Here is a 22053-nt window from a genome sequence, read left to right as displayed (position 1 = left end):
CGCGCGGACCACGCAAGTTGCAGGCGCCCCACCGACCGGGTCGGGGTGACCCGCCGAGAGAGGAGATCGTCTTGCGCCGAGCGCGGATGATGAAGGCCGCGGCGATGCTGCTGGCCGGCAGCATGGCCCTCGCGGCCTGTGCCAGCGACGAGGAGGGCGGCGGCAGCAGCGGCGGCGGCTCCGGCGGTGGCGAGGAGACCGCCAGCGAGCTCAAGGTCGGCCTGGCGTACGACACCGGCGGCCGCGGCGACCGCTCGTTCAACGACTCGGCGTACGCCGGCGTCGAGGCGGCGATCGAGGAGCACGGCGGTGACTTCACCGAGCTGTCGCCGAACTCCGACGCCTCCAACCGGGCCGAGCTGCTGACCCAGCTGGCCGACCAGGGCTACAACCCGATCATCGCGGTGGGCTTCGCCTACGGCGACGTGATCGGCGACGTGGCCGAGCAGTACCCGGACGTGACGTTCGCGATCGTCGACTCCTCGGTCGCCGAGATCGGCGCGGACAACCTGACCGGCCTGCTCTTCGCCGAGGAGCAGGGTTCGTTCCTCGCCGGTGTGGCCGCGGCGCTGAAGACCACCACCAACCACATCGGCTTCGTCGGCGGCGTCGAGACCCCGCTGATCCAGAAGTTCGAAGCGGGCTACGTGGCCGGTGCGCAGGCCGTGAAGCCGGACATCACCATCGACCGGCAGTACATCTCGCCGGCCGGTGACTTCTCCGGCTTCAACGACCCGGCCCGCGGCCAGATCGTGGCCCAGGGCATGTACGACGCCGGTGCCGACATCGTCTACCACGCGGCGGGCGGCTCGGGTCTGGGCGTCTTCCAGGCCGCGGCGGCGTCCGGCGGCCGGGCGATCGGTGTCGACTCCGACCAGTACAACACCGTCGACGACCCGGCCCTGCAGGCCGTGATCATGACCTCGATGCTCAAGCGCGTCGACCTCGCGGTCGAGGGCTTCCTCGGCGAGTTCGCCGACGGCTCGCTCGAGGGCGGCACCGACGAGGTCAACGACCTGTCCACGGACGGCGTCGGCCTGTCCACGACCGGTGGGTTCATCGACGACATCCAGTCGCAGATCGACGACTACAAGCAGCAGATCGTCGACGGCGCGATCGAGGTGCCGACCACCCCGTGACCCGGGCGCGGCGGGCGTGACGTCCGCCGCACCAGGCACACCCGGCGGCGGGTCCGGGGGCGCGAGCCCCCGGGCCCGCCGTCGTGGTCCGTAGCCCCGCGGTGGGGGCGGCGGGCCACCCCCTCCGCCGGCTGGGGGATCATGCGCCGGAGTGCTTGCCCAGCTGCCCGCACCGGCGGCGCGTCGCCGGGTCGACCGACCGGGCGAACCGGCGGCGGACGGTCGATCCCGCGCCTCCGGTGCAGCAGAGTGGACCCCGCGCCGCGCGCCCGCGGCCGCGACAGCGAGGAGAGCCCGATGGCCACCACAGACGCTCCGGCGGGCGCCGGGGCCGGACCGTCCGGAGGAGGGTCGCCGCCGGGCGGGACCCCCTACGCCGTCGAGCTGCGCGGCATCACCAAGCGCTTCCCCGGCGTCGTGGCCAACCGCGACATCGAGCTGCGGGTCCGCCGCGGCGAGGTGCACGCCATCGTGGGCGAGAACGGCGCGGGCAAGTCGACGCTGATGAAGACCCTCTACGGCGAGCACCGCCCGGACGAGGGCACGATCCTGGTCGACGGGCGCGAGGTGCAGTTCCGCAGCCCGGCCGACGCGATCGCCGCCGGCATCGGCATGGTGCACCAGCACTTCATGCTGGCCGACAACTTCACCGTGCTGGAGAACATCGTGCTGGGCAGCGAGCCCACCCGCGGCGGTCGCCTCGACCGCGCCGGTGCGCGCCGCCGGATCGCCGAGCTCTCCGACCGCTACAACCTCGGCCTGCGTCCCGACGCCCTCGTGGAGGACCTCGGCGTCGGCGACCGGCAGCGGGTCGAGATCGCCAAGGTGCTCTACCGCGACGCCCGCATCCTCATCCTCGACGAGCCGACCGCCGTGCTCGTCCCGCAGGAGGTCGACGAGCTGTTCGGCAACCTCGCCGAGCTCAAGCGCGAGGGCCTGACGGTCATCTTCATCTCGCACAAGCTCGACGAGGTGCGCAAGGTCGCCGACGCGATCACCGTGATCCGTCGCGGCACCACCGTCGGCGAGGCCGACCCGAAGACGACGACGTCCCGGCAGCTGGCCGAGATGATGGTCGGCGCGGAGCTGCCCTCGCCGGAGACCCGCACGTCGACCGTGCGCGAGACGCCGGTGCTCGAGCTGCGCGGTGTCACCGTCCGCGACGTCGACGGCCGCGACCTCATCGACTCGGTCGACCTCACCGTCCGCGAGGGCGAGGTCGTCGGCATCGCCGGTGTCGAGGGCAACGGCCAGGCCGAGCTGGTCGACGCGATCATGGGCCTGCGCCCGCTCGCCACCGGCGGGGTCTTCCTGGCCTCCGGCGGCGGGCTGGAGGAGATCACCTCCTGGAGCACCCGCGCCCGCCGCGAGGCCGGCCTGGGCTTCATCCCCGAGGACCGGCACCGGCAGGGCATGCTGCTGGACGCCACGCTCTGGGAGAACCGGATCCTCGGCCACCAGACCCGGCCGCCGGCGGTCAAGGGCTTCTTCATCGACCGGGCCGGCGCCCGCGCCGACACCGAGCGGATCATGCGCGAGTACGACGTCCGGGCGCCCGGGCCCGACACCATGGCCGCCGCCCTCTCCGGCGGCAACCAGCAGAAGCTGATCGTCGGCCGCGAGATGAGTGCGAGGCCCCGCCTGCTCGTCGCCGCCCACCCGACCCGCGGCGTCGACGTCGGCGCGCAGGCCGCGATCTGGGAGCTGCTCAAGGACGCCCGCGCCGAAGGGATGGGGATCCTGCTGATCTCGGCCGACCTCGACGAGCTCATCGGCCTGTCCGACACCCTGCAGGTCATGCTGCGCGGCCGGCTGGTCGCCTCCCTCGACCCGGCCACGTGCACGCCGGAGCAGCTCGGCGGCCACATGACCGGCGGCCAGGTCGGGGCGGGTGCGGCATGAGCGCCGTCCAGCGGCTCCGGACGGCGCTGCTCGCGCCCGTCCTCGCCGTCGTCGTCGCGATCGTCATCTCCTCGGCGGTCATGGCCGTCCTGCGGGTCAACCCCCTCGAGGTCTTCGCGGTGATGGTGGACTTCGGGGACACCCCGAGCCAGCAGGTCAACGCGATCGTGGTCATCGTCAACCGCGCGATCCCGCTGTTCCTGGCCGGGCTCGCGGTCGCCGTCGCCTTCCGCATGGGGCTGTTCAACATCGGCGTCGAGGGCCAGTACCGGCTGGCCACGGTGATGGCCGCCGCGGTCGGCGCCGCGGTGAGCCTGCCCGGCCCGCTCCACCTGCTGCTCATCGTCGTCGTGGCGATGGCCGTGGCCGCGTTCTGGGCGGGCATCGTCGCCGTCCTCAAGGTCACCCGCGGCGTGAGCGAGGTGATCAGCTCGATCATGCTGAACTTCATCGCGCTGGGCCTGGCGTCCTACCTGCTCACCGGGCCGTTCCGGGGCAGCCCGGAGGGCGCGTCGATCATCAGCACCGCGGAGATCCCCGAGTCCGGCCAGATGCCGGGGCTCAACGGCATCCTCAGCGCGATCGGCCTGGCCGCGCCGCCCCGGCAGCTCTACGGGTTCCTGATCGTGGCGGCCCTCGTCGGCGTCTTCATCGCGGTGCTGCTCAACCGCACCCGGTTCGGCTTCGACCTCAAGGCCAGCGGCCTGTCGCCGTCGGCGGCCAGCGCCAGCGGCGTCGACGCCCGCGGCATGGTGATCAAGACGATGCTGCTCTCCGGCGCGGTCGCCGGCCTGATCGGGCTGCCCGACCTGCTCGGCACGACGCACGCGTACACCACCGACTTCACCGCCGGCCTGGGCTTCCTCGGCATCGCCGTCGCCCTGCTCGGCCGCAACAACCCCGGCGGCATCGCGCTCGCCGCGCTGCTGTTCGCCTTCCTCGACCGCTCGCAGGTGCCGCTGCAGATCGCCGACTACCCGTCCTCGGTGGTCACGATCATCCAGGGCACGATCGTGCTCGCCGTCGTGGTGGCCAACGAGCTGGCCCGCCGGGTGGCCCGCCGCGCGGCGCAGAGCGGCGGCGCCCAGCCGGCCGCCCCGCCGACGGGTGACGGGAGCACACCGCTGAGCCGGGAGACCAGCACCGACGAGCCGCAGGGGGCCCAGCGATGAGCACCGTGGCGACCAGCCCGGGGACCGCGGCGAAGCCCGCGCGCGGCCCGCTGGGTGAGCTGTTCCTCGGCGGCGGGCGCAGCCGCCGCATCGCCTGGCTGCTCGTGGCCGGGCTCGTCCTCGTCTCCCTGGTCCGCGTCCTCAGCGGCGAGGAGGCGCTGACGTCGTCCTCGACGATGGCCGCCGCCCTGCTGCTCGCCGTGCCGATCGGCCTGGCCGCCCTGGGCGGGCTGTTCTCCGAGCGCGCGGGCGTGGTCAACATCGGCCTCGAGGGCATGATGATCCTCGGCACCTGGGGCGCCGGCTGGGCCGGCTACCAGTGGGGCTGGGCCGCGGCGATCGCCGGCGGCATGGTGTTCGGTGCCGTCGGCGGCCTGCTGCACGCGATCGTGACCGTGACCTTCGGCGTCGACCACGTGGTCTCCGGCGTGGCGATCAACATCCTCGCCGCCGGCTTCGCCCGCTTCCTGTCCGAGCTGTTCTACACCGACAACCCCGCGGGCGGCGGCGTCACCCAGTCGCCGGCGCTGACGGGCCGGCCGCCGGAGATCAGCCTGCCGGTGCTCTCCTCCGGGCCCGACCTGCTCGGTGACCTGGAGCAGAAGCACTGGTTCCTGGTCAGCGACCTGGCCGGCGTCCTCCGCGGGTTCACCAGCGGCATCGGCGTCGTCACGCTGCTGGCGGTGCTGCTGATCCCGCTGACCTACCTGCTGCTGTGGCGGACGGCGTTCGGCCTGCGGCTGCGCTCCTGCGGCGAGAACCCGGCCGCCGCCGACTCCCTCGGCGTCCCGGTCTACCGGCTGAAGTACATCGCGGTGGTCGTCTCGGGCATGCTCGCCGGCCTCGGCGGCGTGTTCCTGGTGTTCATCGCCGGCATCTACCGCGAGAACCAGACCAACGGCCGCGGCTTCATCGGCCTGGCCGCGCTGATCTTCGGCAACTGGCGGCCCGGTGGCCTGGCCGCCGGCGCGGGGCTGTTCGGGTTCTCCGACGCCCTGCAGCTGCGCAGCGCGTCGGCCGTGGTGGCCCTGTTCCTGCTGGTCGCGGTCGTCCTCGTCGTCGTGGCGGGCAGGCAGACGGTGGAGCGGAAGTACCTGCAGGGCGGCTTCGCGGCGGTCTTCGCCGCGCTGGCGCTCTGGCTGTTCCTCACCGTCGACGTCCTGCCGCCGGGCATCGTGTCGTTCACCCCGCACCTGACGACGCTGCTGGTGCTCTCGCTGGCGTCGCAACGGCTGCGCATGCCCAAGGCCGACGGCCTGGTCTACCGACGAGGGGAGTCCTAGGTGGTCGCGCCCGACTGGGAGGCGCTCCGGGCCGCGGCCCGCGAGGCGATGAGGCACGCGTACGCGCCGTACTCGAAGTTCCCCGTGGGGGTCGCCGGGCTGGTGGACGACGGCCGGGTGGTCACCGGCTGCAACGTCGAGAACGCCTCCTACGGGCTGGGGCTGTGCGCCGAGTGCGGCATGGTCAGCGACCTGGCCCGCACCGGCGGCGGCCGACTGGTCGCCGTCGCCTGCGTGGGCGGCGACGGCCGGCCGCTGATGCCGTGCGGCCGCTGCCGGCAGCTGCTGTGGGAGCACGGTGGGGCCGACATGCTCATCGAGACCGTCTCGCTGGGCATCGTGCCGATGCGCGAGGTGCTGCCCGACGCGTTCGGGCCGGAGGACCTGGTCGCGGCGGCCGAGCGGGAGGGGCGGGCGTGAGCTTCGACGCCATCGACGTCATCCGGGCCAAGCGGGACGGCGTCGCGCTCACCGCCGACCAGATCCGCTGGGTGATCGGCGCCTACACCGACGGCGCCGTGCCCGACGAGCAGATGAGCGCGCTGCTCATGGCGGTGTTCTTCCGCGGCATGTCGCCCGACGAGCTCGCCGTCTGGACGCAGGCGATGATCGACTCCGGCGAGCGCAAGGACCTCTCGTCGCTCGGGTCGCCGACCGCCGACAAGCACTCCACGGGCGGCGTGGGCGACAAGATCACCCTGCCGCTGGCCCCGCTGGTGGCCGCCTGCGGGGTGGCGGTGCCGCAGTTGTCGGGCCGCGGGCTGGGCCACACCGGCGGCACGCTGGACAAGCTCGAGGCGATCCCGGGCTGGCGGGCCGACGTGCACGAGGAGGCCTACCTGCGCCAGTTGCGCGAGGTGGGTGCGGTGATCTGCGCGGCCGGCGACGACCTCGCCCCGGCCGACAAGAAGCTCTACGCGCTGCGCGACGTGACCGGCACCGTCGAGTCGATCCCGCTGATCGCCAGTTCGATCATGAGCAAGAAGATCGCCGAGGGCGCCGACACGCTGGTGCTCGACGTCAAGACGGGGTCGGGCGCGTTCATGAAGGAGCCAGACCTGTCCCGCGAGCTGGCCCGCACGATGGTCGGGCTGGGCGAGGCGGCGGGCGTGCGCACGGTGGCGCTGGTGACGGCGATGGACCGGCCGCTCGGCCGCGCCGCCGGCAACGCCGTGGAGGTGGCCGAGTCGGTGGAGGTGCTGGCCGGCGGCGGGCCGGCCGACGTCGTCGAGCTGACCCTGGCGCTGGCCCGGGAGATGCTCGCCGGCGCCGGGCGGGACGACGTCGACCCCGCCGACGCGTTGGCCGACGGCCGGGCGATGGACGTGTGGCGGCGGATGATCGCCGCGCAGGGCGGCGACCCCGACGCCCCGCTGCCGCAGCCGGCCGAGAAGCACGTGGTCACCGCGCCGGCCACCGGCACGCTCACCCGGCTCGACGCGTACTCGCTCGGCGTGGCCGCCTGGCGGCTCGGCGCCGGCCGGGCGCGCAAGGAGGACCCGGTCTCGGCCGCCGCCGGCGTCACCTGGACGGCGACCGTGGGGGAGCAGGTCACCGCCGGGCAGCCGCTGCTGGAGCTGCACACCGACGAGCCCGGCCGCATCCCGCGGGCGCTGGAGGCGCTGGAGGGGGCGATCGGCGTCGACACCGGCGACGAGCAGCTGCCCCTGGTGATCGACCGCCTGACCCGTGCCGACATCTCCTAGGTCACAGGGGGAGACTGTGCTCCCGTGACCCGTTCCTCGACGGCCGCGGCGCCGGGTGCCGACACCGGCGCGGTCGACCCGGCCGCGGCCATCTCGATCCGCGGTCTGGTGAAGCGCTACGGCGACTCCACCGCGGTCGACGGCCTGGACCTCGACATCCGCCGCGGCGAGATCTTCGCCCTGCTCGGCCCCAACGGCGCCGGCAAGACGACGACGGTGGAGATCTGCGAGGGCTACCGCGACCGCGACGGCGGCGAGGTCCGGGTGCTGGGGGAGGACCCCGCCCGCGGCGAGCGCGCCTGGAAGGCCCAGCTGGGCATCGTGCTGCAGTCCGGCGCCGGCGACAGCGCGCTGACCTGCCGCGAGCTGCTGCGCGCCCAGGCGTCGTACTACGCCGATCCGCGCGACCCCGACGAGGTGCTCGAGCTGGTCGGGCTCACCGAGAAGGCCCGCTCGCGCGGCCGGTCGCTGTCCGGCGGGCAGCGGCGCCGGCTCGACGTCGCGCTCGGCATCGTCGGCCGGCCCACGCTGCTGTTCCTGGACGAGCCGACCACCGGTTTCGACCCGGAGGCCCGGCGGCAGTTCTGGTCGCTCATCCGCTCGCTGCGCGAGCTGGGCACCACCATCCTGCTCACCACGCACTACCTCGACGAGGCCGAGGCGCTGGCCGACCGGGTCGGCGTCATCGCCCGCGGCCGGCTGGTCGAGGTCGCCGTCCCGTCGACCCTGGGCGGGCGGGGGACGGCGCCGGCGGTGGTCAGCTGGACCGAGGACGGCGTCCGCCGCACGCAGGCCACCGGGTCCCCGACGGCGTTCGTGCGGCAGCTGGCCGAGCGCTTCCGGGGCGAGGTGCCCGACCTGGCGGTCGCCCGGCCCACGCTCGAGGACGTGTACCTGCGGATGATCGAGGGTCCCGAGCGAGGAGCGGGGCGAGCGGCCGAGCGGAGCGAGGGGGTGTCGCGGTGACGACGCTGGAGAGGCCGCTGCCCTCGGTGGCCAGCGTCTGGCGCACCCGCGCGGGGGTGGAGCTCAAGGAGTTCTTCCGGCAGCGGGAGTCCGTCGTCTTCACGCTGGCCTTCCCGGTCATCCTGCTGCTGGTCTTCGGCGCGGTGCTGAACTACGACCTCGGCTCCGGCGTCGGCTTCGTGCAGTACTTCATGGCCGGGGTCATCGCGGCCGGCATCCTCGGCGCCGGCCTGCAGAACATGGCGATCAGCATCGCCACCGAGCGCTCCGACGGCACGCTCAAGGGGCTGGCCGGGACGCCGATGCCGAAGAGCGCGTACTTCGTCGGCAAGGTCGTGCAGGTGCTCGCCGTGACGGTGGCGATCATAGCGATCCTGCTGCTCGTCGGCACCGTCTTCTACGACGTGCCGCTGCCGAGCGGGTCGCGGTGGTTCACCTTCGTCTGGGTCGCGCTGCTCGGCTCGGCGGCCTGCACGCTGCTCGGCATCGCCGTCTCGAGCCTGGCCAAGAACGGCCGCTCGGCGTCGGCGACGATCACCCCGATCGCGCTGGTGCTGCAGTTCATCTCCGGCGTCTTCTTCCTGTTCAGCCAGGTGCCCACCTGGTTGCAGACGGTCGCCGCGTTCTTCCCGCTCAAGTGGATGGCGCAGGGGCTGCGCTCGGTCTTCCTGCCCGAGGCGCTGGCCGCGCAGGAGCCGGCCGGTTCGTGGGAGCTGGGCCGGGTGGCGCTGGTGCTCGCCGTCTGGTGCGTCGCCGGGCTGGCGCTGTGCGTGCTGACCTTCCGCTGGCAGGAGCGCGGCAGCCGCTGACCCGGTGGGCGGGCCTTGCGCTCGCCGGTCGTCGGCGGGACCGTGCGTCGAGCGGGTCGAGGCCCGCCGCGACGTCCCGTCGGGGAGTGGGCCATGGCCGGAGCCGGAACCGTCGTGGTCACCGGCGCGACCGGCCGGCAGGGCGGTGCGGTCAGCAGGGCGCTGCTCGACCGTGGGTGGACCGTCCGCGCGCTGACGCGGTCCCCGGGGTCCCCGAGGTCGCGGGCCCTCGCCCGGGCCGGCGCGCAGGTGGTCGCGGCCGACATGGACGACCCCGCCTCCCTCGACCGGGCCTTCGCCGGCGCGCACGGCGTCTACAGCGTGCAGAACTTCATGACCAGCGGCGTGGACGGCGAGGCCCGGCAGGGCCGCAACGTCGGCGCGGCGGCCCGGCGGGCGGGGGTCCGGCACCTGGTCTACGGCTCGGCGGGCACCGGCGAGCGGGGGACCGGCATCGGTTCCTGGGAGGTCAAGCTCGACGTCGAGGACCACCTGCGGGAGCTCGGCCTGCCGGTGACCGTGCTGCGCCCGACGGCGTTCATGGAGCTGATGACCGACCGGGCCTTCCACCCCGCGGCCGGGGTCTGGTACGTGTGGCCGAAGCTGGCCGGCTGGGACTTCCGGGTCCCGTGGCTCTCCTGCCGCGACCTCGGCGTGATCGCGGAGAAGGTGTTCGCCGACCCCGGGCGGTTCGTCGGCCAGGACCTCCCGCTCGCCGCGGACGTCCGCTCCCTCGGCGAGTGCCGGGAGCTCTACGCACGGGTGGCGGGACGCCCCCCACGGCGGCTCCCGATGCCGGTGCCCCTCTTCGAGCGCGCCGCACCGGACACGGCGCGGTTGTGGCGATGGGCCAGGAGCGCGGGTCTCGACGTGAGCACGGAGCCCACCCGGGCGCTGCATCCCGGTGCGCTGACCGTCGAGGCCTGGCTGCGCTCGACGGGCGCGGCGGGCCGACGGAGGCGGGGGAACCGGTCTGGGTAACGTCGTCCGGTGCCCTCCCCGCTGAACGCCGACACCCTGCGCCGCGCGCCCAAGGTCCTGCTGCACGACCACCTGGACGGCGGGCTGCGGCCGCAGACGGTGCTCGAGCTGGCCGACGAGCTCGGCTACCGCGACCTCCCCGCGGACGACGCCGACGCGCTCGGGGTGTGGTTCCGCGAGGCCGCCGACTCCGGTTCCCTGGTGCGCTACCTGGAGACGTTCGCGCACACGGTGGGCGTGATGCAGCGGCCGGAGGCGGTGCAGCGGGTCGCGCGGGAGTGCGCGCTCGACCTCGCCGCGGACGGCGTCGTGTACGCCGAGGTGCGCATGGCGCCCGAGCTGGTGACGCCGGCCATGGCGATCGAGGAGGCCGTCGAGGCGATGCTCGACGGCTACGCGGTCGGCATGAAGGAGGCCGCCGCGGCCGGCACCCCGATCACCGTGGGCACGCTGCTGTGCGCGATGCGGCAGGACGACCGGTGGCAGGAGGTGGCCGGCCTCGTCGTCCGCTACCGCGACGCCGGCGTCGTCGGCTTCGACCTGGCCGGACCCGAGGACGGCTTCCCGCCCGACCGCATCCCGGCGGCGATCGCGCTGCTGGACCGCGCGGGCGCGCACCGCACCATCCACGCCGGCGAGGCGGCCGGCATCGCGTCGATCCGGGCCGCGCTCGACGGCGCGCGGGCCGAGCGGCTCGGCCACGGCGTCCGGATCGCCGACGAGGTGTCCGCCGACGGCGCGCTCGGGCCGGTGGCGCAGCGGGTGCGGGACGAGCAGGTGCCGCTGGAGGTGGCGCCGTCGTCCAACGTGCAGACCGGCGCCTACCCGTCGCTGGTGGAGCACCCGGTCGACCGGCTGCACCGGCTCGGCTTCGCCGTCACCCTCAACACCGACAACCGGCTGATGAGCGGGGTGTCGGTCAGCAGCGAGTTCACCGACGTCGCGACGACGTTCGGCTGGACCTGGGACGACGTGCAGACGGTGACCGAGCGGGCGGTGGCGGCGTCCTTCGCGGACCCGGCCGAGAAGGCGCGGCTGCTCGACGACGTCGTCCGACCGGGCCACGCGGCGCTGCGAGCCTGATCACGCGGGGAATGGCCGCCCTCTTCGCGCTGCTAACGTAGGTGCACCGGCACTCGCCGGTCATCCTCCGGACGGTCCGTCCGGCATGAGCGCATCCGTGCAGATCCGGCGTCATCGACGACGCCCGCGATCGCCAGTGAGGACGCCGGAACGCCGGCGGCCGCCTATCGCCACGGGACGCGCCCGAGAACATCGGAGTCCCACCCGCATGACCTCGTTCGACACTGTCGACGCCCCCATCGAGAACACCACCCCCACGTTCGCCGAGCTCGGCCTGCCCGCGCAGCTGGTCGCCGCTCTCGGGGAGCGGGGGATCACCACCCCCTTCGCCATCCAGGCCTCCGCGCTGCCGGACGCCCTCGCCGGCCGCGACGTGCTGGGCAAGGCGGCCACCGGCTCGGGCAAGACGCTCGCCTTCGGCCTGCCGATGCTGGCCCGGCTCGGCGCCGACGTCCGCCGCGGCCCGCGCACCCCGCGCGGCCTGGTCCTGGTGCCGACGCGCGAGCTCGCGCAGCAGGTCAGCGACGTGCTGATGCCGCTGGGCCGGGCGCTGGGCGTCTACGTCACCACCGTCTACGGCGGCGCCCCGATGCACCGCCAGATCCAGCAGCTGCGCCGCGGCGTCGACGTCCTCATCGCCACCCCGGGCCGGCTGCTCGACCTCATGCGCCAGGGCGAGGCCGACCTGTCCGACGTGTCGGTGACCGTCCTCGACGAGGCCGACTTCATGGCCGACCTCGGCTTCCTGCCCGACGTCACCGAGCTGCTCGACGCCACCGACCCCGGCGCCCAGCGGATGCTCTTCTCGGCCACCCTCGACGGCGAGGTCGACACCCTCGTGCGCCGGTACCTCAAGGACCCGGCGCGGCACGAGGTGGTCCGCCCCGGCGACGCCGCCCCGCCGGCCGAGCACCTCGCCTACAGCCTGGCCTTCCGCGACAAGCTCGCGGTGGCCCAGGAGCTGGCCGCCCGCCCGGGCCGGACGATCGTCTTCGTCCGCACCCAGCTCGGCGCCGACCGGCTGGCCGAGAACCTGCAGGCCGCCGGCATCGGTGCGCAGGCGATCCACGGCGGTCTGCCGCAGGGCGCCCGCCGCCGCGCGCTCGAGGCGTTCACCGACGCCCGCTCGCCGGTGCTCGTCGCCACCGACGTCGCCGCCCGCGGCATCCACGTGGACGACGTCTCGCTGGTGCTGCACTACGACCCGCCGGCCGACGCGAAGACCTACCAGCACCGCTCGGGCCGCACCGCCCGCGCCGGCGCCAGCGGCGTCGTCGTGTCGCTGCTGCTGCCCGACCAGGTGGGCCAGGCCAAGCGGCGGTTCCGCCAGGTGAAGGTCGACCCGGCCATCACCCGGATCCGGCCGGGCGACGAGGCGATCAGCGAGCTCGTCGCCTCCGGGGTCCCGGTGGAGCCGGTCGAGCGGCCCGTGCGTGAGCACCGTCCCCGCAGCGGTGGGCCGCGCGGCCCGCGTGGTCCGCGCCGCGAGGGCGACCGGCCGCGTCGTCCCTACGGCGACCGCGGCGAGCGCAGCTCCCGGGACGGCGACCGCGGTCCCAGCCGCTACCGCGGCCAGGGCCGGCGGCCGAACGACCGCCCCGCCCGCTCCGGCGCGTGACCTGCTGAGAACGCGGAAGGCGCGATCCCTGCCCCCAGGGATCGCGCCTTCTGCGCTTCCTAGTCCCGCCAGACGAGGACGGCGGTCACCGCGCCGACGACCTCGTCCCAGTCCCGCCTGATCGCCGCGGCGTCCTCGGCCGGCAGCGTGGCGCCGGGGTCCCGCTGCCCGCGGGCCACCGCGCGGCCCAGCGCCGCGGACGGCGCCAGCAGCTCGTCGACCCGCGTCAACCCCGCGTACTCGGCGATGTCGCGCACGCCCTCGACCGGCTGGGCGAACGCCCGGTGGTCGACCAGCCCGGCGGCGCCGTCGGCGACCTCGGTGAGCACCTCGGTCAGCTCGGTGAGGTCGTAGCGGTCCTGCTCGGCCGGCAGCGGCACGGTGTCGGTGTCGGCCACCTCGGGCCACGACGCGATCTCGGTGAGGTCGTGCTCCTCGGTGCTGGTGGAGAGGAACTTCGACAGGTCCGTCGGGGTGTCGAACAGCCAGATCTCGCCGTCGCGGCCGAGGAACCGGGCCACGTCCTCGACGTAGCAGCGCAGGGTCACCCCGGCCGCGCCGGGGATGACCACCTCGACCGGCAGGATGCCGACGGCCTCCCAGAACTCCTGCGCCGCGGCGACCGCGGCGGGGGAGGCGGTGATCCGGCTGCCGCCGCGGATCGTGCTCACGCCCGCTGCGGGCGCGGCCTCGCCCGCGTCCTCGTCGGCGGCGTCCGCCACGAGTTCCTCGGGCTCGACGTCGGCGTCCTCCTCGACCTCCGAGGCGGCCGGGTAGTCCTCGAGGGTGGCGGTGCCGCCGCCGGTCCAGTCCAGGTGCTCGGAGAGCTCCTCGACGACGTCCTCCCACAGCTCGTCCAGCGCGCCGCCGACGCCGACCCAGGCGTCCTCGCCCGAGCGCCCGACGAACGCCTCGACGCCCAGCCCCAGCGAGCCGACCTCGGGCCGGCCGACCAGCTCGGCGACCGCCTCGAACTGGCTCTCCTCGTCGTCCTCGTCCTCGTCGTCGTCACCGGTGGTGTCGAGGCACTCGGCGAGGCGGCCGACGATGTCGATCGTCGCGGCCAGCTCTTCCACGGCCCAGCGGTCGGGGTTCTCCGCGGCGATGTCGTAGACGCCGTCGAGGTCGTAGCGGTGGTCGTCGTCGGGCACCAGGTCGCCGGCACCCAGCCCCACGATCACCGGCCAGACCGGGTGGTCGGCGAGGTCGTGGTCGGTGCGGGTGCGGCAGAACTCCGCCAGGGCCGTGGTGCTCGGGAAGAGGTGCACCGTGGCCGTGCCGCTCTCGGTCGTGCCGAGGAACGCCTGCCACTCCTCGCCGTCCTCCTCCCACGGCGGCGCCCACAGGGTGTACCCGGTGCGGTCGTCGAGGGTGAGTGCGATGGGGACGATGCTCGGCCTGGCCACGGGCCCATCCTGCCGAACGCGGCGGGGATCGCGCGCCCGGGTTCGCTAGACCCCCATCGGGTGCCAGACCGTTTTCGTCTCCAGGAACGCCGTCATGCGGGACAGGCCGGGGTCGGCGGTCCAGTCCGGCTCGGTCACCGGCGGCCGCAGCACCCGCTTGATCGTGCCGGCGGCCTCGCGCTCGAGCTCCAGCGCCCGGTCGGGCGGGGCCCCGGTCAGGTCGACCGCGTCGACGTCGGCGTGCTCGGCCAGCCACGGGCCGATCTCGGCGGCGTCGCCGGTCAGGATGTTCACCACGCCCGCGGGGACGTCGCTGGTGGCCAGCACCTCGCCGAGGGTGACGGCGGGCAGCGGCCGCTCCTTCGAGGTGACCACGACGGCGGTGTTGCCGCCGGCCAGCACCGGCGCCAGCACGCTGACCAGGCCGAGCAGCGACGACTGCTGCGGTGCCAGGACGGCGACGACCCCGGTCGGCTCGGGCAGGCTGAAGTCGAAGTACGGGCCGGCGACCGGGTTGGCGCCGCCGAGCACCGAGGCAAGCTTGTCGGTCCAGCCGGCGTACCAGACCCAGCGGTCGACGGCGGCGTCGACGGCGGCGCGCGCCCGGGACGCCGACAGGCCCTCGCCGGCGGCGACCTCCTCGCAGAACTGGACGTGCCGGCCCTCCATCAGCTCGGCCACGCGGTAGAGCACCTGGCCGCGGTTGTAGGCGGTGGCGCCGGACCACTTGGGGAAGGCGGCGCGGGCGGCGACGACGGCGTCCCGGGCGTCCTTGCGGCTGGCCCAGGAGGCGTTGGCGAGGAAGTGGCCCTTGGCGTCGGTGACCTCGTAGCTGCGGCCGGACTCCGAGCGCGGGAACGCCCCGTTGACGTAGAGCTTGTAGGTCTTGCGGACGGCGAGGCGCTCGCTCACTGACCGGCCCCCTTCAGGTACGCGGCCAGCCCGTGCCGGCCGCCCTCGCGGCCGTAGCCGGACTGCTTGTAGCCGCCGAAGGGCGACGTCGGGTCGAACTTGTTGAACGTGTTGGCCCACACGACGCCGGCGCGCAGCTGGTCGGCGATCTTCAGGATCCGCGAGCCCTTCTCGGTCCAGATGCCGGCGGAGAGCCCGTAGGTGGTGTTGTTCGCCTTGGCCACCGCCTCGTCGGGCGTGCGGAAGGTGAGCACCGAGAGCACCGGGCCGAAGATCTCGTCACGGGCGATCCGGTGGGCAGGGGAGACGTCGGTGAACACGGTGGGCGGGAACCAGTAGCCGCGCTCGGGGAGCTCGCACGCCGGCTGCCAGCGGTTGGCGCCCTCGGCGACCCCGATCTCCGACAGCTCGCGGATGCGGGCCAGCTGCTCGGCGGAGTTGATCGCACCGATGTCGGTGTTCTTGTCCAGCGGGTCGCCGACGCGCAGCGTGCCGATCCGCCGCTGCAGGCCCGCGATCACCTCGTCGTGGATCGACTCCTGCACCAGCAGCCGGCTGCCGGCGCAGCACACGTGACCCTGGTTGAAGAAGATGCCCTGCACGATGCCCTCGACCGCCTGGTCGATCGGGGCGTCGTCGAACACGATGTTGGCCGCCTTGCCGCCGAGCTCGAGGGTGAGCCTCTTGCGGGTGCCGGCGACCGCGCGGGCGATGGAGCGGCCCACCTCGGTCGAGCCGGTGAAGGCGACCTTGTCGACGTCCTGGTGCTCGACGACGGCCCGGCCGGTCTCGCCGGCGCCGGTCACGATGTTGACCACGCCGGGCGGCAGGTCGGCCTGCCGGCAGATCTCGGCGAACAGCAACGCGGAGAGCGGGGTGGTCTCGGCGGGCTTGAGGACGACGGTGTTGCCGGTGGCCAGCGCCGGGGCGATCTTCCACGCGAGCATGAGCAGCGGGAAGTTCCACGGGATGACCTGGCCGGCCACGCCGAGCGGCTGCGGCGCCGGCCCGAGGCCCGCGTAGCCGAGCTTGTCGGCCCAGCCCGCGTGGTAGAAGAAGTGCGCCGCGGCCAGGGGGACGTCGACGTCCCGCGACTCCTTGATCGGCTTGCCGTTGTCGAGCGACTCGAGGACGGCGAACTCGCGGGCGCGCTCCTGCAGCAGCCGGGCGATGCGGAAGAGGTACTTGCCGCGGTCGGCCGGGCGCATCGGGCCCCACACCTTGGTGAACGCCCGCCGGGCGGCCTTCACCGCACGGTCGACGTCGGCCTCGGTGCCGCTGGCGATCTCGGAGAGGACCTCCTCGGTCGCGGGGTTGACGGTCTTGAACGGCTCGCCGCCGCCGTCGACGAACTCGCCGTCGACGAACAGCCCGTAGGACGGCGCGATGTCGACGATGGAGCGGGACTCGGGGGCGGGGGCGTACTCGAAGACGCTGGTCATCTGGGTCTCAGTCCACGCTGACGTAGTCGGGGCCGGAGTAGTGGCCGGTGCGCAGCTTCTGCCGCTGCAGGAGCAGGTCGTTGAGCAGGCTGGAGGCGCCGAAGCGGAACCAGTCGGGGGTGAGCCAGTCGGCGCCGGCGACCTCGTTGACCATCACCAGGTGCTTGACGGCGTCCTTCGTCGTCCGGATGCCGCCGGCGGGCTTGACCCCGATCTGCCGGCCGGTGGCGGCGCGGAAGTCGCGGACGGCCTCCAGCATCACCAGGCAGACCGGCAGGGTGGCGGCGGGGGAGACCTTGCCGGTGGAGGTCTTGATGAAGTCGCCGCCGGCGAGCATCGCCAGCCAGCTGGCGCGGCGGACGTTGTCGAGCGTGACCAGCTCGCCGGTCTCGAGGATGACCTTGAGGTGCGCGTCGCCGCAGGCCTCCTTGACCGCCACGATCTCCTCGTAGACGTCGAGGTAGCGGCCGGCCAGGAAGGCGCCCCGGTCGATGACCATGTCGATCTCGTCGGCGCCGTTGGCCACGGCGTCCTTCACGTCGGCGAGCTTGACCGCGCGGCTGGCACGGCCGCTCGGGAACGCCGTGGCGACGGCGGCGACGTGGATGCCGGTGCCCTCCAGGGCCTCCTTCGCCACGCCGGCGAGGTCGCCGTAGACGCACACGGCGGCGACCTGCGGGGCGGTGAGGTCGGTGGGGTCGGGACGGCGCGCCTTGGCGGCCAGGCTGCGGACCTTGCCCGGGGTGTCGGCGCCCTCGAGGGTGGTGAGGTCGACCATCGAGATCGCGGTGTCGATGGCCCACGCCTTGGCGGTGGTCTTGATCGAGCGGGTGCCGAGCTGGGCGGCTCGGGCCTCCGCGCCGACCTGGTCGACGCCGGGCAGCCCGTGCAGGAAGGTGCGGAACGCCGAGTCGGACCGGGTGACGTCGTCGTACGGCGGCAGCGGCCCGGCGATCGGCCGGGCGTACGCCGACGGCGCGTCGGGCTCGAGCACGTGGGTCATGCCGATCATTGTCCCCTGCCCGGTGGGCGCGCCACGACGCCGCTCACCGGTCGGTGTCAAGAGCCGCCTCGGATTCGTGGACAAGCCGCTGACCTGGGGATTCAGCAAGCAGGACGGCCGGTCCGGCGGTAGACTTCGAACACCTGATCGAGCAGGTGGGAGGTGTTCCGGTGGACGAGGTCACGTCGGCGCTGCACGTGCTGGCCGCCGAGGATCTGCACGCGATGCCCGGCCCGGCGCTGCTGGAGCGCACCGCCGACCTGGTCGCGCTGCGCAACCGGATCGACGCCGAACTGGCCCGCACCGTCCGGATCGCCGACGGCAGGCGGGCCTTCGCCGGCGACGGCATGGCCACCGCCCAGTCCTGGCTGCGCGGGCACGGCCGGCTGGCCCGGGCCGCCGCCTCGCAGGTGGTGCGCAACGGCCGCGCCCTCGAGCAGCTGCCCGCGGTCGCGGCGGCGCACGCGGCCGGAGCGCTGACCGGTGACCAGGTGGCGGTGCTCGGGCAGCTCACCGAGCCGCGGCACCTGCGGCTGATCGCCGCGGCCGACGGCGACCTGGCCGGCCTCGCCGGCGAGCTGGTGACCTTCGCGGTGGCGCACTCGCATGCCGAGCTCGACGAGCTGGTGCACGCCTTCCTGGAGCGGCTCGACGCCGACGGGCCCGAGCCCGACCCCACCGAGCAGCGGTCGCTGACCTTCACCCGGCGGGCCGACGGCCGGCTGTTCCTCCGCGGCGAGCTCGACGCCGTCGGCGGGGAGAGGTTCCAGGCCGCCATCGCCGCCCTCGACCAGGCCCACCGGCCGGCCGGGGACGCGCGCAGCCTGGCGCAGCGGCAGGCCGACGCCGCGGTGCAGCTGGCCGACCTCCACCTCGGCTGCGGCACCCTGCCGCTGCTGCGCACCGTCAAGCCGCAGGTCGCGGTCACCGTCGACCTGGCGGACCTGCTCGACCCCACGACCGGCCGGGGCGCCGCCCGCACCGGCTTCGGCGCGGTGCTCTCCGCCGCCCGCGCCCGGTGGGCGGCCTGCGACGCCGACCTCACCCGGATCGTGCTCGGCCCCCACGGCGAGCCGCTCGACCTCGGCCGCACCCGGCGCCTCGTGACACCCGCACTGCGCAAGGCCGTGATCGCCCGCGACACCACGTGCGTGTTCGCCGGCTGCGACGCCCCGCACTGGTGGTCAGAAGTGCACCACGTCGTCCACTGGGCACTGGGTGGCGAGACCAGCCTGGACAACTCCGGGCTGCTCTGCGAACGGCACCACACCCAGGTCCACCACGGCTTCCGCATCGAGCGGGACACCGCCGGCCGGTGGCACACCTACCGGCCCGACGGCACCGAGATCCACGTCATCCGGCCACCCGCCGACGACCCCGAGCTCGCCCGCGCCGGCTGAGCCTCCCGGTCCCCGGGTGTGCCAGCGTGGGCGCATGGCGACCGCGCGGCACCCGCTGCTGACCTGGACCACGGTCGTCCCGCTCCTGTCCCTGGTCGTCCTCGGGGTCACCTGAGGCCGGTCGCTGCCGGTCGCCGTCGAGCTGCTCGTCGCGGTGTTCCTGATGGGCGCCGTGCTGTCCGCCGTGCACCACGCGGAGGTGGTCGCGCACCGGGTGGGGGAGCCGTTCGGGTCGCTGGTCCTCGCCGTGGCGGTGACCGTCATCGAGGTCGCGCTGATCGTCACGCTGATGGTCTCCGGCGGCGACGACGCCGCCTCGCTGGCGCGGGACACCGTGTTCGCGGCGGTGATGATCACGTGCAACGGCATCGTCGGTCTGGCGGTGCTGCTCGGCGCACTGAAGCACGGCGTGGTCGAGTTCAACGCCGAGGGCACCGGCGCTGCGCTCGCGACGGTCACCACCCTGGCCGTGCTGAGCCTCGTCCTGCCGACCTTCACGATCGGCCGCCAGGGCCCGCAGTTCTCGCCCGCCCAGCTCGCCTTCGCCGCGGTGGCCTCCCTGATCCTCTACGCCGCCTTCGTGCTCACCCAGACCGTGCGGCACCGCGACTTCTTCCTCCCCGTCCCCCGCGAGGGCGCCCCGGCGGTCGACGAGCACGCCGAGCCGCCCACCGCCCGGGCCGCGCTCACCAGCCTGGGGCTGCTGCTCGTCGCGCTCGTCGCGGTGGTGGGACTGGCCAAGGTGGAGTCGCCCGCCATCGAGGACGCCGTCGCCGCGGTCGGCTACCCCCAGTCCTTCGTCGGCGTCGTCATCGCGCTGCTCGTGCTGCTGCCCGAGACGCTCGCCGCCGCCCGTGCCGCCCGTCGCGACCGGCTGCAGATCAGCCTGAACCTGGCCTTCGGCTCCGCCATGGCCAGCATCGGGCTCACCATCCCGGCGATCGCGGTCGCCTCCATCTGGCTGGACGGGCCGCTGCTGCTCGGGCTCGGCGCGACGCAGACCGTGCTGCTCGCCGTCACGGTCGTCGTCGGGGTGCTCACCGTCGTCCCCGGCCGGGCGACCCGGCTGCAGGGCGTGGTCCACCTCGTCCTCCTGGCGGCCTTCGTCTTCCTGGCCGTCAACCCGTGACATCGCAGGCCGCTACGGTGGCGCCCGTGCAGCTGACCGTCGTGGACCACCCGCTCGCCCGCGCCCGGCTCTCCCGCATGCGGGACGAGCGCACCGACAACGCCAACTTCCGGGCCGCGCTGCGCGACCTCACCCAGATGCTGGTCTACGAGGCCACCCGCGACCTCGAGCTGCGCGAGGAGCCGATCCGCACCCCGGTCACCGGGACCGTCGGCTACCGGCTGGCCGCGCCGCCGCTGATCGTGCCGGTCCTGCGCGCGGGCCTCGGCATGGCCGACACCGCGCACCGCATGCTGCCCGAGTCGCAGATGGGCTTCGTCGGGCTCGCCCGCAACGAGGTCACCTTCCAGCCCGAGGCCTACATGGCCTCGCTGCCGGAGTCGCTGGTCGGCCGGCACGTCTTCGTCCTCGACCCGATGCTCGCCACCGGCGGCTCGCTGGTGCACTGCTGCGGCCTGCTCACCGACCGCGGCGCCCCCGCGATCACGGTGCTGTGCACGCTGGCCGCACCCGAGGGCCTGCGCCGGCTGGAGGAGAGCGGCCTGCCGCTGCGCGTCTTCACGGTCAGCGTCGACGAGGGCCTCAACGACAAGGCCTACATCGTCCCGGGCCTCGGCGACGCCGGCGACCGCCAGTTCGGCGCGGTCTGACCATGCGGTTCGGTGTCCTCGGCACCGGCTTCTGGGCCGGGGAGATCCACGCGGCCAGCCTCGCCGAGCACCCCGACGCCGAGCTGGCCGGCGTCTGGGGCCGCGACCTGGCCAAGGCCGAGGCGCTCGGTGCGCGCTTCGAGGTCCCCGGCTACGACGACCTCGACGCCCTGCTCGCCGAGGTCGACGCCGTCTCCTTCTCCCTGCCGCCCGAGGTGCAGGTCCCGCTGGCCGTCCGCGCCGCCGAGGCCGGCAAGCACCTGCTGCTGGAGAAGCCGATCGCGCTCACCGTCGAGGACGCCGACCGGCTGGTCGCCGCCGTCCGGTCCAACGGCGTGGCATCGGTCGTGTTCTTCACCTTCCGCTTCCAGGCGGGGACGGCGACCTGGCTCACCCAGGCGGCCCGCACCCGGCTCATGGGCGGGGCCGGCAGCTGGCTGGGCAACAACTACCAGCCCGACAGCCCCTTCAAGGACTCCGCCTGGCGCAAGGAGAAGGGCGCGCTCTGGGACATCGGCCCGCACGCCCTCTCGCTGTTCCTCCCCGCGCTCGGCCCGGTGACCGCCGTCCAGACCGGCGCCGGCCTCGGCGACACCGTCCACCTGGTGCTGCACCACGAGTCCGGCGCCGCCAGCACCGTCACGCTGTCGCACACGGTGGCGCCCATGTCGAGCGGCATCGAGTTCTTCGTGCACGGCGACGCCGGCCGGATCACCCTGCTGCCCGAGGACCGGGCCGCCCGCGCCGCGCACGCCGTCGCCGTCGAGGAGCTCACCCAGGCCGCGGTCACCGGTGGGGCACACCCGTGCGACGTCGCGTTCGGTCGCGAGGTCGTCGTCGTCCTCGCCGCCGCCCAGCGGGCGCTGGAGTCCGGCTGCCGCGAGCCCGTTCCAAGCTGAGCCACCACCGGCGCGCAAGCGCGGCACAAGCACCCGCGGCGAACCTCTCTCCCGACGAGGACGAGCCCCCGTGCAGGGGGCGGACGACGGGAGAAGCACATGAACGGCAACTGGTACGTGCGGCGCGGGCGGATCGGCCGCAAGGTGTACTGGCTCCACTACGCGCTGCCGGTCTGGGTGGCCTACGTCGCCGCGGCGTGGGCCGACATCAGCCTCGGCCTCGCCTGGTACACCACGGGCAGCTACGCCACGTATGACTACTACTACGGCTACTCGGCCGGCGCCGAGGCCATGTTCTACGGCGGACCGATCACCCTGATCACCTCGCTGGCGCTGCTGGCGCCGTCGATCAGCGCCGCCGTGGCCCGGTGCCACGACCGCGGCAGGTCCGGCTGGTTCCTGCTGTGGGGTCTCGTGCCCATCGCCGGCGCGATCGTCCTGCTCGTGCAGCTCGGTTTCCTGCGCGGCGACGCCGGCCCCAACCAGTACGGCCCGCCCGAGGTCTCCGGCTTCAGCTCCGCGCCGCCGGCCCCGGCCCCGCTGGTGCGCTGAC

General features: G+C 74.1%; 20 protein-coding genes. 16 read left to right on the top strand and 4 right to left on the bottom strand.

The window, feature by feature from the left end:
• Nucleotides 1–71: 71 nt before the first annotated feature.
• From ACI8AF_RS07115 to ACI8AF_RS07065, 11 genes are all read left to right on the top strand, one after another.
• The gene (locus tag ACI8AF_RS07115; RefSeq protein ID WP_456538991.1) at nt 72–1139 is read left to right on the top strand and encodes a BMP family lipoprotein; all 1068 of its coding nucleotides are present in this window, start codon (nt 72–74) and stop codon (nt 1137–1139) included.
• Between the two features lie 297 nt (nt 1140–1436).
• Nucleotides 1437–3041, top strand: coding sequence for an ABC transporter ATP-binding protein (locus ACI8AF_RS07110; protein WP_456538990.1), 1605 nt, complete (start codon nt 1437–1439; stop codon nt 3039–3041).
• Nucleotides 3038–4213, top strand: coding sequence for an ABC transporter permease (locus ACI8AF_RS07105; RefSeq protein ID WP_456538989.1), 1176 nt, complete (start codon nt 3038–3040; stop codon nt 4211–4213). The genes ACI8AF_RS07110 and ACI8AF_RS07105 overlap by 4 nt, the downstream gene beginning before the upstream one ends.
• Nucleotides 4210–5496 carry an ABC transporter permease gene (locus tag ACI8AF_RS07100; RefSeq protein ID WP_456538988.1) on the top strand — a complete coding sequence of 429 codons (1287 nt, stop codon included), beginning with the start codon at nt 4210–4212 and terminating at the stop codon, nt 5494–5496. Before ACI8AF_RS07105 ends, ACI8AF_RS07100 begins: the two co-directional genes overlap by 4 nt.
• On the top strand, nt 5497–5916 hold the full coding sequence (locus tag ACI8AF_RS07095; protein WP_456538987.1) for a cytidine deaminase: 420 nt from the start codon (nt 5497–5499) through the stop codon (nt 5914–5916).
• On the top strand, nt 5913–7202 hold the full coding sequence (locus tag ACI8AF_RS07090; protein WP_456538986.1) for a thymidine phosphorylase: 1290 nt from the start codon (nt 5913–5915) through the stop codon (nt 7200–7202). The genes ACI8AF_RS07095 and ACI8AF_RS07090 overlap by 4 nt, the downstream gene beginning before the upstream one ends.
• 24 nt (nt 7203–7226) lie before the next feature.
• On the top strand, nt 7227–8168 hold the full coding sequence (locus ACI8AF_RS07085; protein ID WP_456538985.1) for an ABC transporter ATP-binding protein: 942 nt from the start codon (nt 7227–7229) through the stop codon (nt 8166–8168).
• A complete protein-coding gene (locus tag ACI8AF_RS07080) occupies nt 8165–8977 on the top strand; it encodes an ABC transporter permease (protein WP_456538984.1) in 813 nt (270 codons plus the stop codon). The genes ACI8AF_RS07085 and ACI8AF_RS07080 overlap by 4 nt, the downstream gene beginning before the upstream one ends.
• 93 nt (nt 8978–9070) lie before the next feature.
• Nucleotides 9071–9958: an NmrA/HSCARG family protein gene (locus tag ACI8AF_RS07075; RefSeq protein ID WP_456538983.1), complete on the top strand. Its 888-nt coding sequence runs from the start codon at nt 9071–9073 to the stop codon at nt 9956–9958.
• A 9-nt stretch (nt 9959–9967) separates the two neighbouring features.
• Complete coding sequence (locus ACI8AF_RS07070) at nt 9968–11041, top strand: adenosine deaminase (RefSeq protein ID WP_456538982.1); 1074 nt, start codon at nt 9968–9970, stop codon at nt 11039–11041.
• A gap of 208 nt (nt 11042–11249) precedes the next feature.
• Nucleotides 11250–12659 carry a DEAD/DEAH box helicase gene (locus tag ACI8AF_RS07065; protein WP_456538981.1) on the top strand — a complete coding sequence of 470 codons (1410 nt, stop codon included), beginning with the start codon at nt 11250–11252 and terminating at the stop codon, nt 12657–12659.
• A gap of 59 nt (nt 12660–12718) precedes the next feature.
• Here ACI8AF_RS07065 and ACI8AF_RS07060 read toward each other — a convergent pair whose 3' ends face one another.
• The 4 genes from ACI8AF_RS07060 to deoC are packed head-to-tail and all read right to left on the bottom strand — an operon-like array spanning nt 12719 to nt 17422.
• Nucleotides 12719–14065: a hypothetical protein gene (locus tag ACI8AF_RS07060; protein ID WP_456538980.1), complete on the bottom strand. Its 1347-nt coding sequence runs from the start codon at nt 14063–14065 to the stop codon at nt 12719–12721.
• A 45-nt stretch (nt 14066–14110) separates the two neighbouring features.
• Nucleotides 14111–14977, bottom strand: coding sequence for an aldehyde dehydrogenase family protein (locus ACI8AF_RS07055; RefSeq protein ID WP_456538979.1), 867 nt, complete (start codon nt 14975–14977; stop codon nt 14111–14113).
• Nucleotides 14974–16419: an aldehyde dehydrogenase family protein gene (locus tag ACI8AF_RS07050; protein ID WP_456538978.1), complete on the bottom strand. Its 1446-nt coding sequence runs from the start codon at nt 16417–16419 to the stop codon at nt 14974–14976. Before ACI8AF_RS07050 ends, ACI8AF_RS07055 begins: the two co-directional genes overlap by 4 nt.
• A 7-nt stretch (nt 16420–16426) precedes the next feature.
• Nucleotides 16427–17422 (bottom strand): deoxyribose-phosphate aldolase, encoded by a 996-nt coding sequence (gene deoC, locus ACI8AF_RS07045; protein ID WP_456538977.1) that lies wholly within the window; start codon nt 17420–17422, stop codon nt 16427–16429.
• A 170-nt stretch (nt 17423–17592) separates the two neighbouring features.
• Between deoC and ACI8AF_RS07040 the strand changes: the two genes are divergently transcribed.
• The 5 genes from ACI8AF_RS07040 to ACI8AF_RS07020 all read left to right on the top strand — a co-directional run bounded on the left by ACI8AF_RS07040 (nt 17593) and on the right by ACI8AF_RS07020 (nt 22052).
• Nucleotides 17593–18822: a DUF222 domain-containing protein gene (locus ACI8AF_RS07040; protein ID WP_456538976.1), complete on the top strand. Its 1230-nt coding sequence runs from the start codon at nt 17593–17595 to the stop codon at nt 18820–18822.
• 154 nt (nt 18823–18976) lie between these two features.
• Nucleotides 18977–19951: a calcium:proton antiporter gene (locus ACI8AF_RS07035; protein WP_456538975.1), complete on the top strand. Its 975-nt coding sequence runs from the start codon at nt 18977–18979 to the stop codon at nt 19949–19951.
• Between the two features lie 26 nt (nt 19952–19977).
• A complete protein-coding gene (upp, locus tag ACI8AF_RS07030; RefSeq protein WP_456538974.1) occupies nt 19978–20601 on the top strand; it encodes a uracil phosphoribosyltransferase in 624 nt (207 codons plus the stop codon).
• 2 nt (nt 20602–20603) lie between these two features.
• Complete coding sequence (locus ACI8AF_RS07025) at nt 20604–21500, top strand: Gfo/Idh/MocA family protein (protein WP_456538973.1); 897 nt, start codon at nt 20604–20606, stop codon at nt 21498–21500.
• Nucleotides 21501–21599: 99 nt separating this feature from the next.
• A complete protein-coding gene (locus ACI8AF_RS07020; protein WP_456538972.1) occupies nt 21600–22052 on the top strand; it encodes a DUF805 domain-containing protein in 453 nt (150 codons plus the stop codon).
• Nucleotide 22053: the final 1 nt, after the last annotated feature.

It is taken from the genome of Blastococcus sp. SYSU D00669 (genome assembly GCF_054050715.1).
Note: the sequence above shows the minus strand (reverse complement) of the source record. Positions and strands in the feature narration are given on the sequence as shown.

Coding starts and splice junctions, on each gene's coding strand:
- ACI8AF_RS07110 (WP_456538990.1), top strand. CDS start 1,437: ATGGCCACCACAGACGCTCCGGCGGGCGCCGGGGCCGGACCGTCCGGA.
- ACI8AF_RS07105 (WP_456538989.1), top strand. CDS start 3,038: ATGAGCGCCGTCCAGCGGCTCCGGACGGCGCTGCTCGCGCCCGTCCTC.
- ACI8AF_RS07100 (WP_456538988.1), top strand. CDS start 4,210: ATGAGCACCGTGGCGACCAGCCCGGGGACCGCGGCGAAGCCCGCGCGC.
- ACI8AF_RS07075 (WP_456538983.1), top strand. CDS start 9,071: ATGGCCGGAGCCGGAACCGTCGTGGTCACCGGCGCGACCGGCCGGCAG.
- ACI8AF_RS07065 (WP_456538981.1), top strand. CDS start 11,250: ATGACCTCGTTCGACACTGTCGACGCCCCCATCGAGAACACCACCCCC.
- ACI8AF_RS07050 (WP_456538978.1), bottom strand. CDS start 16,419: ATGACCAGCGTCTTCGAGTACGCCCCCGCCCCCGAGTCCCGCTCCATC.
- deoC (WP_456538977.1), bottom strand. CDS start 17,422: ATGACCCACGTGCTCGAGCCCGACGCGCCGTCGGCGTACGCCCGGCCG.
- ACI8AF_RS07025 (WP_456538973.1), top strand. CDS start 20,604: ATGCGGTTCGGTGTCCTCGGCACCGGCTTCTGGGCCGGGGAGATCCAC.
- ACI8AF_RS07020 (WP_456538972.1), top strand. CDS start 21,600: ATGAACGGCAACTGGTACGTGCGGCGCGGGCGGATCGGCCGCAAGGTG.